This is a genomic window from Conexibacter arvalis, from assembly GCF_014199525.1.
GTDB classification, from domain to species: Bacteria; Actinomycetota; Thermoleophilia; order Solirubrobacterales; family Solirubrobacteraceae; genus Conexibacter; species Conexibacter arvalis.
Genome location: NZ_JACHNU010000008.1, coordinates 194,232 through 207,860, shown reverse-complemented (window position 1 = coordinate 207,860; position 13,629 = coordinate 194,232). Strand labels below are relative to the sequence as shown.

The 13,629-nt window shown below is 73.5% G+C and carries 13 protein-coding genes; 7 read left to right on the top strand and 6 right to left on the bottom strand.

All coding sequences use genetic code 11. From position 1 onward, the window contains the following. Positions 1-37: 37 nt before the first annotated feature. Complete coding sequence (locus BDZ31_RS21800; protein ID WP_183345103.1) at positions 38-745, top strand: response regulator; 708 nt, start codon at positions 38-40, stop codon at positions 743-745. Here the strand turns inward: BDZ31_RS21800 and BDZ31_RS21795 are convergent. Continuing rightward, complete coding sequence (locus BDZ31_RS21795) at positions 738-1,895, bottom strand: AI-2E family transporter (protein ID WP_183345101.1); 1,158 nt, start codon at positions 1,893-1,895, stop codon at positions 738-740. The two genes, BDZ31_RS21800 and BDZ31_RS21795, sit on opposite strands and share 8 nt — an antisense overlap. A gap of 109 nt (positions 1,896-2,004) precedes the next feature. Here BDZ31_RS21795 and BDZ31_RS21790 point away from each other — a divergent pair, with 109 nt between their 5' ends. The 4 genes from BDZ31_RS21790 to BDZ31_RS21775 all read left to right on the top strand — a co-directional run bounded on the left by BDZ31_RS21790 (position 2,005) and on the right by BDZ31_RS21775 (position 4,264). Beyond that, positions 2,005-2,466 (top strand): DUF6325 family protein, encoded by a 462-nt coding sequence (locus BDZ31_RS21790; RefSeq protein WP_183345099.1) that lies wholly within the window; start codon positions 2,005-2,007, stop codon positions 2,464-2,466. Positions 2,467-2,481: 15 nt separating this feature from the next. Then, positions 2,482-2,745 (top strand): SHOCT domain-containing protein, encoded by a 264-nt coding sequence (locus tag BDZ31_RS21785; protein ID WP_183345097.1) that lies wholly within the window; start codon positions 2,482-2,484, stop codon positions 2,743-2,745. Positions 2,746-2,984: 239 nt separating this feature from the next. Continuing rightward, a complete protein-coding gene (locus tag BDZ31_RS21780) occupies positions 2,985-3,557 on the top strand; it encodes a helix-turn-helix transcriptional regulator (RefSeq protein ID WP_183345095.1) in 573 nt (190 codons plus the stop codon). Beyond that, on the top strand, positions 3,554-4,264 hold the full coding sequence (locus BDZ31_RS21775) for an ATP-binding cassette domain-containing protein (RefSeq protein WP_183345093.1): 711 nt from the start codon (positions 3,554-3,556) through the stop codon (positions 4,262-4,264). The genes BDZ31_RS21780 and BDZ31_RS21775 overlap by 4 nt, the downstream gene beginning before the upstream one ends. Here BDZ31_RS21775 and BDZ31_RS21770 read toward each other — a convergent pair. The 4 genes from BDZ31_RS21770 to BDZ31_RS25205 are packed head-to-tail and all read right to left on the bottom strand — an operon-like array spanning position 4,212 to position 9,453. Beyond that, the gene (locus BDZ31_RS21770) at positions 4,212-5,378 is read right to left on the bottom strand and encodes a DUF2600 family protein (protein ID WP_183345091.1); all 1,167 of its coding nucleotides are present in this window, start codon (positions 5,376-5,378) and stop codon (positions 4,212-4,214) included. The genes BDZ31_RS21775 and BDZ31_RS21770 overlap by 53 nt on opposite strands. 51 nt (positions 5,379-5,429) lie before the next feature. Next, complete coding sequence (locus tag BDZ31_RS21765; protein ID WP_183345089.1) at positions 5,430-7,967, bottom strand: ABC transporter permease; 2,538 nt, start codon at positions 7,965-7,967, stop codon at positions 5,430-5,432. Continuing rightward, entirely contained in the window at positions 7,964-8,680 is a 717-nt protein-coding gene (locus tag BDZ31_RS21760) for an ABC transporter ATP-binding protein (protein ID WP_343075665.1), read from the bottom strand. The genes BDZ31_RS21765 and BDZ31_RS21760 overlap by 4 nt, the downstream gene beginning before the upstream one ends. Then, positions 8,677-9,453, bottom strand: a complete 777-nt coding sequence (locus BDZ31_RS25205; RefSeq protein WP_246345708.1) for an ATP-binding cassette domain-containing protein — start codon at positions 9,451-9,453, stop codon at positions 8,677-8,679. The genes BDZ31_RS21760 and BDZ31_RS25205 overlap by 4 nt, the downstream gene beginning before the upstream one ends. Before the next feature lie 635 nt (positions 9,454-10,088). On the opposite strand from BDZ31_RS25205, the gene BDZ31_RS21755 reads away from it, so the two are divergent. After that, complete coding sequence (locus BDZ31_RS21755) at positions 10,089-10,571, top strand: SRPBCC family protein (RefSeq protein WP_183345085.1); 483 nt, start codon at positions 10,089-10,091, stop codon at positions 10,569-10,571. 72 nt (positions 10,572-10,643) lie between these two features. Here BDZ31_RS21755 and BDZ31_RS21750 read toward each other — a convergent pair whose 3' ends face one another. Beyond that, positions 10,644-11,093 carry a VOC family protein gene (locus BDZ31_RS21750; protein ID WP_183345083.1) on the bottom strand — a complete coding sequence of 150 codons (450 nt, stop codon included), beginning with the start codon at positions 11,091-11,093 and terminating at the stop codon, positions 10,644-10,646. A 194-nt stretch (positions 11,094-11,287) separates the two neighbouring features. Between BDZ31_RS21750 and BDZ31_RS21745 the strand changes: the two genes are divergently transcribed. Continuing rightward, entirely contained in the window at positions 11,288-13,552 is a 2,265-nt protein-coding gene (locus BDZ31_RS21745; RefSeq protein WP_183345081.1) for an MBG domain-containing protein, read from the top strand. The last annotated feature ends 77 nt before the right edge of the window (positions 13,553-13,629 follow it).

Genomic DNA, 13,629 nt, shown 5'->3' with positions numbered 1-13,629 from the left:
CTCGCACCCCGACCAGGAAAGGGAGTAGGGTGATCTGGTGGCGATCAGCGTCGTGCTCGCGGAGGACAGCCTCATCGTGCGAGAGGGGATCGTCGGGCTCCTCGCGACCGAGCCCGAGGTCGAGATCGTCGCCGAATGCGCCGACCTCGGCTCCCTGCTGGAGGCCGTCGAGCAGCATCAGCCGGACGTGGTGGTGACGGACATCCGCATGCCGCCGACGCACACCGACGAGGGCATCCGCGCCGCCGCGACGTTCGGCAAGCGGGGGCTGTCGACCGGCGTCGTCGTCCTCAGCAACTACGCCGACCCGAGCTACGCGGTGGCGCTGCTCGACGCGGGTGCGCCCGGCCGCTCGTACATGCTCAAGGAGTGCATCCACGACCGCTCGCAGCTCGTGGCGGCGATCCGCGCCGTCGCGATCGGCGGGTCGATGGTCGACGCGAAGATCATCGAGCCGCTGATCGCCGCGCGGACGCGGCACGAGCACTCCCCGCTGGCCGACCTGACCCCGCGCGAGCGCGAGGTGCTCGCCAACATCGCGCAGGGCATGAGCAACGCCGCGATCGCCGAGTCGCTGTTCCTGACCAAGCGCGCGGTCGAGAAGCACATCAACTCGATCTTCATGAAGCTCAGCCTGTTCGAGGACGAGAGCACCAGCCGGCGCGTCAAGGCGACGCTGATGTTCCTGGCCGGCACCGGCCGCGAACCGGCCGCCGACGGCGCCGCGGACCCGGGCCTCAGGTAGGGGCGGAGCCGTCGTCGACGGCGCGCGCCCGTCGCAGATCGGCCGAGATCCGCGTCACGGCAGCGGTCACCGGCGCCGCGAGGATGAGGCCCACGGCGCCGAAGAGGCTGCCGCCGGCGATCGTCACGATCAGCACCGCGAGCGGATGGATGCCCAGCGCCGCGCCGTACGCGATCGGCTGCAGGAGCTGCTGGAGGATGCCGTTGGCGAGGAGCTGGACGACGATCATGCCGATCGCCGCGTCGCTGCCGCCGCCGCCCAACGCGACGAGGACCGAGAACGCCCCCGCGCCCCACGCGCCGACGTACGGGACGTAGGCGCCGACGAACGTGACGACCGCGAGCGTGCCGGCCAGCGGGACCCCGAGCAGGAGCGCGCCGAGGCCGACGACGACCGCGTTGAACGCCGCCACGATCGTCACGCCGAGGAAGTACCCGCGCAGCGACTGGAGGCTGCGCGCGCTGACCGCCCGCGCCAGCGGCGCGGGAAGCCCCATGTGGCGCTCGCCCCAGTCGCGGATCGCAGGTCCGTCCTTCAGCAGGAAGAAGAGGCTGAGGACGGTGAACGAGAGGAACACGACCAGCGACGACAGACCTGCGATCCCGCTGCTCACGCCGTGCAGCAGCGCGGGCACGGCCTTGCCGATCGCCGAGCTGACGTCGTGGTCGCCGTCGTGCGCCTGACCGGCCGGGATGCCGAGATCGGTCAGCCACCCCGTGATCGTCTGGCGTGCCTGCGACAGATGGTCTCGGAGCGCGGCGCTCTCGCCGGTGACCCCGCCGACGACGACCAGCGTCACGGCGACGCCCAGCGCGACGACGCCGAGCAGCAGGAGCGCGGCTGCCAGCCCGCGCGGGACGCCGTGCCGGTGGAGCCGGCTCACCAGCGGCGACATCACCGAGGCGAGCACGGCGGCCGTGATGACGGGCGTGACGATCGTCTGCGTCAGCGACGCGATCCAGACCGCCCCGACGAGGACGACCCCGACGCCCGCGATCAGCCACGCGCTCGTGCCGAGGTCGCGCAGCCATCTCGGCGTGGCGAGGTCCGCGGTCGCGTCGGCCGCGTCGAGCGCGACGATCTCGTCTGCCGGGAGGGCGACGCCATCGGGGGACTTCGCCGGTCGTCGGCGGCGTCGTCGATCGAGCATGCGCCGAAGGTCGCAGCGCAGGCAGGCGGCCGCATCACCTGGTTCGGGGGATGCGCGTCGTCCCGGCGACCGGCGTAATGGCGGGAGCACCGCCGAAAGGAGAGAATCGATGGACGACGCAGCTGAGAGACACGACGACGCGCTCGGCCCGGTCGACGTGGCCGTGATCGCCTATCCGGCAGGAGCGCCGATGACCGGGGAGGCCGTGCCGCTGCTGCTCGACCTCGTCGAGCGCGGGATCGTCCGCGTCCTCGACGTGCTGTTCGTGCGCAAGGAGGCGGACGGGACGTTCGCGGGCTTCGACGCGACCGATCTCACCGAGGAGGGGGTCGGCGACTTCGTCGCCTTCGAGGGGGCCTCGTCGGGCCTGCTCGGCGACGACGACGCCAGGCAGGTCGCCGACGCGATCGAGCCCGGCAGCGCCGCGGTCGCGATCGCCTACGAGAACCGCTGGGCGGCCCCGTTCGTCGCGGCGGTCCGACGCAACGGCGGGATCCCGGTCGCGTTCGAGCGCATCCCGGTCCAGGACCTGCTCGACGCCCTCGACGCGGCCGAGTCCGCCACGATCTGACGAGAGGAGAGCACGATGCCAGGACTGTTGCGGGGGATGGCGCGCACGGCGGTCGTCGCCGGCACCGCCACGGCGGTTTCCAACCGCGTCAGCCGGCGCCAGGCAGAGCGCTGGGCCGCCCAGGAGGAGCCGACCTACGCCCAGCCGCCCGCCGCCGCGCCACCGCCCGCCGCGGCGCCGGACCCGATCGAGCAGCTCAAGCAGCTCGGACAGCTCCACGCGCAGGGCGTCCTGACCGACGAGGAGTTCGCCGCCCAGAAGGCCAAGCTGCTCGGTTGACCGGCGTGCGGCGCAGCCCCCATTCCGGGGACTGCGCCGCGCCTGCCGCCGTCCAGCGGTCGGCAACGGCGCGGAACGTTCAAGCTCTGAACAGCGGTCCGGTGCGCCTGTGGCGGTTGCGGCGCGGCGGCGGTGCGGATAGGTTGCGGCTGCAACTGCCGCTTTGCGGCGTAATGGGGATGGGCGCCGAAGGGCGTGAGGACTGGGGGGATGGGTTGAGGTCGAGCTTGAGATCGCCGGTGAACTTCGCGGTGTTGGGGCTCGTGATCGAGCGGCCGAGCTACGGCTACGAGCTGTCGAAGCGGCTGCAGTCGCGCTTCGGGGAGCTGCTGGAGGTGAGAAGCCCCTCGCACGTGTATGCGGCGCTCGACCGGCTGCAGGGCGAAGGTCTCGTCGAGGGCATGCCGGCGGAGGTACGCACGGCCGAGGGGCCGTCACGGCAGCCGAAGGTCCATTACCGGGCGACGGCGGCGGGAGCGTTCGCGTACCGGCAGTGGCTGGCGGAGCGCCTGCGTGACGACGAGGAGCGGGTCGAGCTGCTCGGCAAGTTGATCGCGGTCGGGGCCCGCGATCCGGAGGCGCTCGGCGACATGCTCGACCGCTATGACGCGGAGTGCGTGGCGGCGACGCAGCGGATGCCGCTCGCCGACCGCGCGGCGGCCGGGGTCGAGCCGCCAGCCGAGTTCGTCCGGCGGCTGGTGGCCGAGGAGCGGCGGTTCGTGCTCGAGGCGCAGCTGCGGTGGATCGACTACGCGCGCGAGGAGCTGCGGGCTCGCGCCGAGCGTCAGCGGGCCGGCGGCTTCGGCGGATGAGCCTGCTCTCGCTCTCCGGCGTCTCGAAGCGCTACGCCGATGCGCGGCGGATGGCGGTGGCGCTCGACGGCGTCTCCCTCGCGGTCGAGGCTGGCGAGGTGGTCGCCGTCTGGGGAGGGCGCGGCTCAGGGCGGACGACGCTGCTTCGCGTCGCGGCCGGCCTGGAGCAGCCCGACGCGGGGCGGGTCGTCTTCGACGGGCTCGACCTGGTGGCCGGTGCCGAGGCGGCGACGGCGCGTGGTCTGGCGTATGTGCAGCCGCGCTTGGTCGGTCCGCAGCGGCAGCTGCTGATCGATCGGGTTTCGGTGGCGCTGGTCGCGCGCGGGCGCTCGAAGTCGGCGGCTCGGCAGGAGGCCGAGGCGGTGCTCGGGCGGGTTGGCGCCGCCGACTGCGCGGGGGTTCGCGTCGGCGAGCTGGATGCGGTCGAGGCGATGCGGGTCGGGATCGCGCAGGCGCTGCTGTTCGAGCCGAAGCTGCTGGTCGTCGACGAGCCGACTGCGACGGTGCCGTTGATCGAGCGCGACGGGGTGCTGACGCTGCTGCGGTCGATCGCCGACGCGGGGGTCGCGGTGCTGATGACGGCCGGCGAGGCGATCGGCCTCTCAGGCGTCGACCGGGCGCTGACGATCAGCCGCGGCAGAGTTCACGCCAACGTCACCGCCGACCGTGCGGACGTGATCCCGCTGCGGCCGGCCGCCGGCGCCTGAACCGTCTGAGCTGCTTCGCCGCGCCGCGAGCACGCAGCATCACGAGGAACGGCGCGATCGCGGGGCCGATCGCGGCGCGGACCGTCGTCGCAACGCCCCGGGCCAGCTCATGCCGGGCGTCGTCGTGGACGAGGTTGAGCGCGACCATGCCCGCCAGCAGGAGTCGGTGCCGGCGTTGATGTGGAAGTGCGGCGAGGTCGCGGGCGCTGCGCGCGGCGACGACGGCAAGTCGGTCGGCTGCGGCCTGTCCGGATCCGTAGCGGGCGACGTAGCTGGGGTTGCCGGTGCGGAGGTCGTCGGCGTGGTCGACGACGCTCTCCATCAGCCAGTGGAGCGCGGCGACCCAGGGGAAGTACGCGTCGGCCACCGCGGCGGCGTCGGGGCCGCTGGTCCTTGGATGGGAGGCGACAGCGACGAGGGCGAAGACGCCGAGCGGTGAGCCGGCGCCGGCTGCGAACTCGAACCACTCCAGCTCGGGCCAGTCGGCGGCGGCGTCGCTCGCCCAGTCGCGGAGCCGATCATCGCCGGTCAGCGTCGCGTGGTTGCGGCTCTGCGCCTCGCCGGAGCGCAAGGCGATCTCCCGCAGCTGGCTGGCGACGGCGCTCGTGTTGGGCAGCGCGCCGAGGTCGGTGCGGCATGCTAAGACGAGCGCGTCGAGGTAGCCGCCGTCGTCGCTGTGGGGGTGCAGGTCGTAGAAGGCGCCGAGGGCATGGTCGGCGTCGACGGCGGCGGTGAGGGCCGCATGCAGCCGGCGGTTGTTGGCGAGCGTGGGGTGCGCCTCGCCGAGCGCGTCGAGGTAGTCGTAGAGGACCTCGAAGGCGACGCAGGCGCGCGTGACCCGCAGGCGCCGCCGGCGTGCCGCGAGGATCGCGAACGCTGCGGCGCCCTCGGCGCTGGCGCGCTCATCGGAGAGCTTGGCCAGCGCGAGCGCTCGCAGCTGCGGGTCGGGGATCTGCTGGGCGAGCGACTGCCAGCGCCGCAGCTCGCGGGTGACGGCGGGGAAGATCCGCAGCCAGTAGAGCGGCGTCGCCCACAGCAGCGTGAGCAGCGACCGCCGATCGGAGCTGCTGGAACACCGCTGCCCGGCGGTGTCGGTGACGGGGAGATCGGTCATCCCGCCATCCTCTGGCAAACAGCCAGAGGCCAATCGTCCGGTTCGGCGCGGCTATTCCTGGAAGCGCAGGCGCGGCGGGACGCGGGTCGCGAGGAAGCCGGGGATCGCGACGATCAGGAGCGTGAGGGCTACGACGAGCGCGACGAGTTCGGCGGCCTGCGGGATCTGGAGCGAGAAGGGAGCGGGGAAGCCGGTTGTCAGCTCCAGCCAGCGGTTGCCGAGCAGGTGGCCGTAGATGCCGGCGGCGATGCCGGTCGCGCAGCCGATGGCGAGGATGGCGAGGCCTTCGAGCAGGAGCATGCCGCCGATCTGGCGTTTCTGGACGCCTTCGAGCTTGTAGGCGGCGAGGAGTCTGCGGCGCTCCCAGACGGCAGCGCTCATCGCGGCGGCGAGCGCGAGGGCGGAGGCGATCAAGAGGAGCGTGGCGATCTGGCTGAGCCGCGTGAGGCCTTCTCGCAGCACGCCCTGGAACTCGGCCTCCAGCTCGGCGGTCGTCTGCACGTCGAGCGCCGGCGCCTGCGCTCCGAGCACGGTCTCGATCGCGCGGATCGCGCTGCCGGGGGCGGTGTCAGGGGCGAGGTCGAGTTGGATCGCGGAGGGATCCGCGGTCTGCCAGGCGTCCCGGTAGTCGTCGGCGTTGAGGATGACCGCGCCCGGGCCCCAGCTGAGGTTGGTGACGATCGCGGCGACGTCGAGCGAGAGCTCGCCGCTCGGCGTCGGCAGGGTGAGCCGGTCGCCGACGCCGAGATCCCGTCGCTTGGCGATCGCGTCGGAGACCGCCGCGGCGCCGCCGTCTCGGATCGCCTGCGTCGCACGTGCGGCGTCGCCGTCGATCACCTGGCTGAGCGGGACGATGACGCGGTCGGCTCTGGGGCGGGCGATCATCCAGATGCGGCGATCGCCGGTGTCGTACATGCCGCCCTGGTAGACCCGGACGTCCTCCACGCCGGGGACGTCGGCCAGCCGTCTGAGCATCGCCGGGCTGGCATGGAAGCTGTCGGTGGTGAGGCTGCGGCCGGCAGTCGTGATCCAGACGTCGGCGGTCCGCAGGTGATCGGCGTAGCCGGCGTGCAGTCCGCGGACGAGGTCTTGGCGGGCGCCTTCGATCGCGAGGTTGCCGAGCAGCGCGATCGCGGCGATCGATGCGATCGCGACCGAGCGCGTCATCGTCGAGCGAGCGCTCATCACGGCGATCGTGAGCAGCTTCAACCTGAGGCGCGTCGCGATCCAGTCGATCACGTGCATCGCGCCGGTGAAGCTCGCCGGCATCGCGCAGAGCGTCGCGACGATGAGGACCAGGACGCCGACGATCGCCAGGCTCGGCTCGAGTGCGACCATCGCCGCCGTCGCGGCGACGAGCACGCCGGCGACACCGAGCAGGACCAGCTGCGTGCGCGGGGGGATCGCCTCGCCTGGCTCGCCGTCTTCGTCGTAGACCGCTTCGAGCTCTCCGCGGGAGAAGGCGTCGCGCAGCGGCCGTCCCGTCGCCAGCAGAGCGGCGAGGAGGCCGGCGCCGAAGGCGATCGCGATCGCGCTGACGGGGACGATGCGCTGCGTGCCGATCGGGAAGGTGAAGGCGAGGTAGCCCGGGACGCTGTTGAAGACGGTGCGCGACAGCAGATCGCCCAACAGCAGCCCGACCAACGACGCGGTGGTTCCGAGCGCGAGCGCCTGGAAGGCGAGGACCGAGACGACCTGTCGGGTCGTGGCCCCTTGGGTGCGCAGCTCGGCGACGAAGCGTCGGCGGTCGGGGACGGTCAGCAGCATCGCGTTGAAGGCGAAGAGGAGGCCGACGAGCGCGCTGACGATCGAGAACAGCAGCGTCGACTGGTCGTTGGCCTCGGTCGCGACCCGCAGCCGCTCGACGGGTGCGTCGGCGCCTGCCACGTCGAGTCGTCCGGCGCCGAGCTGTTCGAGCTGCGCCGTCACCGCGTCGGTCGCGCCGAGCTTGGCGGCGACGAAGATCGACGAGACGCGGTCATCCATGCCGGCGAGCCGCTGAGCGAAGGGGAGCGCCGCGATCGCGACCGGGCTCGCGGAGGCGTCGCCGATCTGCCCGTCGCCGAGCGTCGCGGCGACCGCGACGTCGTGGACGGTCCCGGCGACGAGGAGGCGGGCGCGGCCGGGTGCGGTGACGCCGACCTGCTCGGCGATCGGCGCCGGCAGGACGATCCCTCTTCGGGGGAGCTGGAGGCCGCTGGAGCTGAAGTTCTGCGTCAGGCGCCCGCGCAGCGCGGCGAGGCTCGGCTCGACGCCGACCAGCTCCAGCGGCTGGCGGCCCTCGGGGCCGACGAGGATCGCGCGCCGCTCGACGACCGGCGCGGCGACCGTGACGCCTTCGATCGCACGGATCCGTCTGACCGTGCCGGCCGGAGTGCCGTGCTCGTCGCCGCCGGCGACCTGTATCTGCGCGTCTCCCGCGATTCCGCGGAACAGCCGCTCGACCGAACCGGTGATGCTCGTGTTGGCGACCTGCACCGCGAACAGCAGCGCGACGCCGGCCGCGATCCCGGCCGCCGCGAGCAGCTCCTGGACCGGATGCGCGCGCAGCCGCCAGCGGTAGATGTAGATCAGCGTCCGGAGCTTCATGTGCGCCGGTCGCCGGCAGGCGCTGTCGCGGTCGGCCGGTGGTCGGGGCGGGCGACGAGCCGGCCGTCGCGCAGGTCGCAGACCCGGTCGGCGAACGCGGCGGCGTCGGGGTCGTGGGTGGCGAGCAGCAGTCCGACGCTGCGCTCGCGGGCGATCTCGGTGAGCAGCCCAAGGATCGCGCGGCTGCGCTCGGTGTCGAGGCTCGCGGTCGGCTCGTCGGCGAGGATCAGCTTCGGCTCACCGGCGAGCGCGCGGGCGATGACGACGCGCTGCTGCTCGCCCATCGACAGCTTCGACGGCGGGTGTCTCGCGCGGCGTTCCAGCCCGACGCGCTTGAGCCAGACGGCGGCCGCCTGCTTGGCCCTGCCGGGCGGCCAGCCGGCCAGCAGCAGCTTCATCGCGGCGTTGTCGAGCGCCGAGGCTCCGGCGTGAAGGTGGAAGCGCTGGAAGACGAAGCCGAGCGAACGTCGGTACGCCGTCGCCTCGGCGGGGGAGAGGGTGGGGAGGTCGACCCCGTCGAAGCGAACGGTTCCGCGGTCGGGATGCAGCGTTCCTGCCGCCAGTTCCAGCAGCGTCGTCTTGCCCGAGCCGCTCGGCCCGTACAGGGCGACGACCTCGCCGGCGCCGACCGTGAGCGAGACGTCTTCGATCGCCCGCACTGTCTCACCGCCGCTTGCGAAGCGCTTGGCGGCGCCGACCAGCTCGAGCGTCACGGCTCTGGCGCTCCCGCGGGGAACGGGAAGACGCGCGCGTCGGCGCGGTCGGGAACGCGAAGTCGGCCTGAGCCGTCGAGCGTCATGATCCGGTCGGTGCCGCGCAGCGCCGACGCCTCGCGCGACGCGACCAACAGCGCCAACCCCGGCCGCGCACGCACGCATGCGAGCAGCTGCTGGAATGCCAGGTGCTCGCCGTCGACTGCATCGTCGCCGGCGGCATCGGCGATCAGCAGCTTCGGATTCCGAACGAGGCCGCGGGCGAGCGAGAGCCGCGCCAGGACGTCCGCGGGCAGCAGGTGGGGAGGGAGATCGACGTAGTCCTCAGCACCCAGCTCCGCGCTGATCGCGCGGGCGGTCGCGAGTGCTTCGGCGACCGGTCGGCCGGCGATCAGCAACGGCAAGGCGATGTGGTCGAGCATCGGCTTGCCGGGCGCCCCACGCCAGTCGCTCGTCTGCGCGACGAACGCGACCTTCCGCAGGGGGCTTGCACGGCGGCGTCCGACGGCGTCTGAACCCTGCCAGCGGACCTGTCCGTCGTCGGGAAGGTCGATGCCGGCCGCGATCCGCAGCAGCGTCGTCTTCCCGCTTCGGCGCGGTCCGCGCAGACCGACGCATTCGCCCGGGGCGATATCGAACGAGACGCCGTCGAGCACGAGATGCGGCTGTCGTCCGTTCAGCCGGCGCTTGGTCACGTGATCGAACGCGAGCAGCGCGGCCGGCGCGCTCGCTGCCGGCGTCGTACTGCGCCCAAAGCTCTCCGAGGTCCCCAAGACGAGAAATGCTCCCGTCTTCCAGACTATTCAACGCCGCCAGCGGGTCGCAACCGGCAGCCGAAGCGCGCGCCGTACTCATGACTTGAACATTCGCGGGCGGCACTGGCGGCCGACGACCGCCGGCAGGAGACTGGGTGCTGCAAGCACGGTGTCCCAAGCTCCCGGCTCACCGGTTCGGCCGCTGATCGCCCGCACGAGTCACTCCCCTTGCCGTGCGGCGCAGTTGACGTGAAGCAGGCCGCCGCTGGGCTGGGCAAGCCGCGGTCCCGGCGCCACCCGATACCCCCTTACGGTGGTCGCCGGGACCGCGCGCTCCACCCGCCGTCTCGCTCGTGACCGGCGGTCGCGGCGACAGGTCGGCCCTTCGACGAGGGCGTCGCGCGCCTGCGAGCGCGCGCCTGCGAGCGCTCACCGCGACCCGCTGAGGGAGTCGTGAGGCGCCGGCCTCGTACGCGCGGCCGACGATCGGATGCCGCCCCAGCGAGGGGCGCTTACGCTCCTTCGCACGACGCCCGGCTTGACGTGGGCTGATCCGTAAGTAGACTCTTACGGTTAGTGAGTGCTTACGCGTCCGGCGGTTGGGCTCGGGCAGGCGCGCCTCGTGGGGCGCGGGCGACTGCGAAGGAGAGATCATGAGTGGAGCAGCAGGGGCAACCAGCGTTCGGCACGAGGTCGTCGTCGCGGCGCCGATCGAGCGCGCGTTCGACGTCTTCGTCGACGACTTCAGCAAGGTCAAGCCGCGCGAGCACAACCTGCTCGCCGTCGACATCGCCGACACGGTCTTCGAGCCGCGCGTCGGCGGTCACGTCTACGACCGGGGCGTGGACGGCAGCGAGTGCCGCTGGGCGCGCGTCCTGGCGTACGAGCCGCCCGACCGGCTGGTGATCAGCTGGGACATCGGCCCGACCTGGCAGATCGAAGCCGACCCGGACAAGGCCAGCGAGGTCGAGATCCGGTTCCTGGCCGAGGACGCGCGGCACACGCGCGTGGTGCTGGAGCACCGCCACCTCGACCGTCACCTGGAGGGCTGGGAGGCCGTGCGCGACGGCGTCGATGGCGAGGGCGGCTGGCCGCTCTACCTGCGCCGCTACGCCGACCTGTTCGCGGCGCGGTAATCGCCGCGCGCCGCTCGGCGCGTGGGGGCGCGTGCCGAGCGGCCCGGCCCTCGGCGCGTCGAGCGCGGTCGACTACGTCGGGCGCGGCCCGCGAACCTGCTCCAGGATGCCGGTTCCCTGGCCCAGCTCGATCAAGTAGCCGTCAGGGTCGCGCAGATAGCAGCGGATCTCCAGCTCGTGGTCCTTGGGCTCGGTGAGGAACTCGCCGCCGCGTGCTCGCCACTGCTCGTAGACGGCGTGGACGTCGGTGACGCGGATGTTGATCGCGCTCGCGAGCGTGTCGGAGTCGCGCGGTGCTCGGGCCTGCACGTCGGGCTTGTCGTCCGTGGGGCCTCCTTCGCCGTTGAGCACGATGTAGCCGTTGGCGAAGCGCATCACGCACGGGTCGCGCTCGCGCAGCACCGTCGTGCCGAGCACGCGTTCGTAGAACTCGCGCGAGCGGTCGACGTCGCGCACGATCAGCAGGTGCGTCAGTACCAGGCCGGTCTCGGGGGCGAAGTAGTCCGGTGGGGCGGCAGGCATGGGAAGCCTTCCTGTGCTGAGGCCGAGACCCAGGTCATACCCAGCCGGGGGCGGAGCGGTCGTCTCGCCCCGGGTCGTCACGACCGCTCGGCCTGCCGTTGCGCACCGGAGCGGGCCGAAGGCACGACGCCGGGAGTCGTCGGCGATTAGAATTCGTGCGCGAACGTATTCGATTGCGACACGGAGGTCATGCGATGGAGGGGAGAGCCGCAGCAGGCACGTTGCCGGCGGCGGGGCGGGCTGCGGCGAGCGCCGTGCTCGCTGCCGCCATCGTCGCGCTCGCCGCCGGTCGTGCGGAGGCTGCCTCTCCGCCGCCGACCACGCCGGCGGGCATGGCGCCGATCGCGGTCGGCGACGCGGTCGTCGGCTACGAGGGCTCTGCGTGCATCGCCGTCCCGTGGGCGGCCAACGACGCGCTGCCGGCCGACCGCCCGGTCACGGTCGCCTCCGACGCCCCGCCCGAAGCGATCGCGATGCGGCTCGAGACCTCGCCGACCCACGGCCGGCTGTTTGCGTTCGACCCGGCTCAGGCCGACGGGATCGGCGCGCCGATCCCCAGGCCGACGGAGGGCGAGCCGGCCGCGCCGACGGACGCCGGCGTGCTCTGCTACCAGCCCAACCTTCGCTTCTTCCACGGCGTCGACACGTTCTCCTACGCGCTTGTCGACGCCGACGGCGACCGGATCGGCGCGGCAGCGCAGGTCGATCTGCGCGTCGCCGACGTGCCCGGTGAGACGGTGAGCTGGCAGGTGGCGAGCGCCGTGACGGCCGTCGCCGGCGATCGCTCCGCGACGGTCGCCTGGTCGGGCGACCCGTCGTCGACCTACGTCGTGACGCCCTATCGCGACGGCATGCCGCAGGCGTCGACGACGATCGTCGCCGAGCGGGGCGCGACCTTCTCCGGCCTCGACAACGGCGTCGCATACACCTTCTCGGTGCAGGACGTGCTCGGGCTCTGCGTCAACGGCTCCTGCGGGCCCTCCCAGTCGGCGGCGCCGGCGGTCGCGACGCCAGCGGCCGCGACGACGGTCTCGCTCGCCGCGCCCCGCGCGCCGATCCGCTACGGCGAGCGGCTGGCGGTCGAGGTGGCCGTGGCGGTCAGCTCGGGCGTGCTGCCGACCGCGACGGCGGTCGCCGTCGCGGTGAGCGGCCCGGGCGGCATGCTCGCGTCCACCTGCGAGGCACCGCTCGGCGCCGACGGCGAGGGCGGCTGCGAGGTCGACGGCCTGCATGCCGGCGCCTACGACCTCGAGGGCCGCTGGCCGAGCCCGTCGGCGGCGTTCGGCGACGGGCTCGGAGTGCTGTCCGGGGTCGTCGTGCAGCCGGCGCCGCTGCGCGTGATCGCGCGCGACGCGAGCCGCGCGGTCGGCGCCCCCGACCCGCCGCTGGACGCCGTCGTCGAGGGCTTCGTCGCCGGCGACGGGCTCGATCGGCTCGACGGATCGCTGCGCTGCACGACGCCGGCGGACGCGAGCAGCCCGCCCGGGAGGTATCCGATCACGTGCGCGGGGGTCAGCTCGCCCGACTACGCGATCGCGTTCGAAGCCGGAACGCTGACGGTGACCGCGCCCGAGCCGGGCGGGGGCGGCGGGGGCGCGGACGGCGACTCGGAAGGCGACGGCCGCGATCGCCCGGATGACGGCGGCGGGCGCGCCGGCGACAGATCGGCGGGCGGCGATCCCGGCAGCGGGGGCGCGGATGGCCGTGCCAACGGCGCCCCCGGCGCGGGCGGCGGGAGCGCGGACGGGGGCGAAGCGGCCGGCGGCGCGGGCGCGCCCGGCCGCACGGCCGCCGCCCGCCTGGAGCGGACCTTCGGCGGCCGACTCGTCGTGCGCCGCGGCGCGGTGCGGATCGGCTGCCGCCTGCGCGGCGCGCCGCTGCGTCGCTGCGTCGTCGCGTTGGAGGGCGCGGACGGGGCGCCGATCGGCCGCGGCCGATCGGCGGCGCACGGGGGCGCTCGCGGCGTGGCGGTCACCGTGCGTCTGCGGCAGGCGGCGCTGCGGCGCCTCCTCGCCGACCCCGCCGGCCAGCGCGCGCGGCTGCGGATCGTCGCGCGTGCCCGCGGCGGAGCGCGGACGGCGCGCATGACGGTGCCGATCCGCCTGCTGGCCGCTCGCCAGACGCTCTCGGGGCCGCGGGCGGCGATCTTCGAGCCCGACACGGCACGCCCGACCGCGGCCGGGCGGCGCTGGCTGGAGTCGCTCGCGCGCCGTGCCGTCGGCGTGCGGCGCGTCGTCTGCGCCGGCCACGTGGCGAGCGTCGCCGGTCCGCGCGAGACGCCCTTCTCGCTGGCGCTCGCGCGCGATCGAGCGGTCGCCGCGTGCGCGATCCTGCGCGCCGCCGGACTGACTGCGCCAGCGACCGAGACGCCGCGCGGGAAGCGCAACCCGCGCGCCTCCGACCGGACCGCGCGCGGCCGCGCGCTCAATCGCCGCGCGACCGTGACGCTGATCCGCTGAGCGCCCGTGCAGGCGGGGAACTCTCACCTGCCGTCCTCAATGTATACCGCAGGCAATTCCCTCATGAGGCCTGGACC